The organism is Burkholderia sp. LMG 13014 (assembly GCF_905232215.1).
In the GTDB taxonomy this organism is placed as follows: Bacteria; Pseudomonadota; Gammaproteobacteria; order Burkholderiales; family Burkholderiaceae; genus Burkholderia.
The window spans coordinates 1-1389 of the sequence record NZ_CAJNKE010000983.1 but is presented as its reverse complement, the minus strand read 5'-3'; the positions used below and the strand labels follow the sequence as shown (position 1 = coordinate 1389).

At 68.1% G+C, this 1389-nt stretch carries 2 protein-coding genes and 1 pseudogene; all 3 read left to right on the top strand.

Features of this window, described 5'->3' with window-relative positions; genetic code table 11:
• The first annotated feature begins 162 nt into the window (after positions 1 to 162).
• Entirely contained in the window at positions 163 to 468 is a 306-nt protein-coding gene (locus JYJ84_RS36740) for an EF-hand domain-containing protein (protein ID WP_122947597.1), read from the top strand.
• 44 nt (positions 469 to 512) lie between these two features.
• On the top strand, positions 513 to 1226 hold the full coding sequence (locus JYJ84_RS36735) for a response regulator (protein ID WP_175220223.1): 714 nt from the start codon (positions 513 to 515) through the stop codon (positions 1224 to 1226).
• A pseudogene (locus JYJ84_RS38175) lies at positions 1226 to 1389 on the top strand (two-component sensor histidine kinase); the annotation flags it as partial. The gene JYJ84_RS36735 and the pseudogene JYJ84_RS38175, both read left to right, overlap by 1 nt.

Below are 1389 nucleotides of genomic sequence, written 5' to 3'. Positions count from 1 at the left end.
GCCCACCCGCCGCGCGCCGTCATCTGGGTACCCGCCCACTGGGCCGGCCGCGTATGGGTGCCCGCGCACTGGGCCTGACCCGGCGCCGCTTCGTTTCGTTTTCCATTCGTTTCATCAACCACCCGGCCGGCGCAGACCGTCGGCCACGCAAGGAGAAACCCCATGAAGTCCATCAAGAAGATGATTGCCGTCGTCGTTTTGTGTATCGTCTCAGCAGCAGCATCGGCCCAGCAGGTGCCGCCCGGCGCGGCGAACGGCGGTGCACGCGTCGAGCGTGCGCTGATGCAGTTGCAGACCCGCTTCGCCAGCGCGAACACGACGCACGACGGCAAGCTCACCCGCGAGCAGGCCGCCGCGGGCATGCCGATGGTCGCGCAGCACTTCGACGAAATCGATACGCAGCACAACGGCTACGTCACGCTCGAGCAGCTCGCCGGTTTCATGCGCCAGCGCATGGCGGCCCGTTGAACCCGCCCGAGCATCCGGCCGCGCAAGCCACCGGGAGGCAAGCGATGGAACAGTCCTGCAGGATCGTCGTGCTCGACGATGAAGCCGAGTTGCGTAACATGCTGCAGCGCTTCCTGACCGGCCACGGCTTCCAGGTGCGCGCGGTCGCCGACGGCAAGCGGCTCGACCGCCTGCTGCAACGCGAACCGTACGACCTGCTGGTGCTCGATCTGATGATGGAGCCCGAGGACGGCCTGAGCGTGTGCCGGCGCCTGCGCGCCGAAGGCCAGACGTTGCCGATCCTGATGCTCACCGCGAAAGGCGACGCCGCGGACAAGGTCGTCGGCCTCGAGACGGGCGCCGACGACTACCTGGCGAAGCCGTTTCTCCCCGACGAACTCGTGGCCCGCGTCCGCGCGTTGCTGCGGCGGCAGAAGATGGCGGCCGGCGAGCCGACGGTCACGTCGCAGCGGTTGCGTTTCGGCGCATTCACGTTCGACGTCGGCCAGCAGACGCTGATGCGCGATGGCAAGCCGGTCGAGATTCATTCAGCGCAGATGCTGCTGTTGCACGCACTCGGCTCGTCGCCGAACCGCGCGGTGAGCCGCGAGAATCTGCTCGCCCGCGCGCGCGGCCGCGACCATGCCGCACTCGACCGCAGCGTCGACGTGCAGATCCTGCGGCTGCGCCAGATCGTCGAGGACGATCCCGGCAAGCCGCGCTTCATCAAGACCGTCTGGGGCATCGGCTACATGCTGGTGGCCGGCGTCGAGCCGTGATGCGCATCCCGCTGCCGCGCTCGCTGCTCGCGCGCAACATCGCGCTGCTGGTAGCGCTCGTCGCACTGTCGCTCGCCTGTTCGCTCACCGTGCTGCTGCACTACGTGCAGCGCCCGCGCATCGAGCGGGCCTCGATCGTCTTTTCCGACTATGTGCGGTTGCT

Excerpts from the sequence above, each read along its gene's own strand:
- JYJ84_RS36740 (WP_122947597.1), top strand. The coding sequence starts at position 163 with ATGAAGTCCATCAAGAAGATGATTGCCGTCGTCGTTTTGTGTATCGTC.
- JYJ84_RS36735 (WP_175220223.1), top strand. The coding sequence starts at position 513 with ATGGAACAGTCCTGCAGGATCGTCGTGCTCGACGATGAAGCCGAGTTG.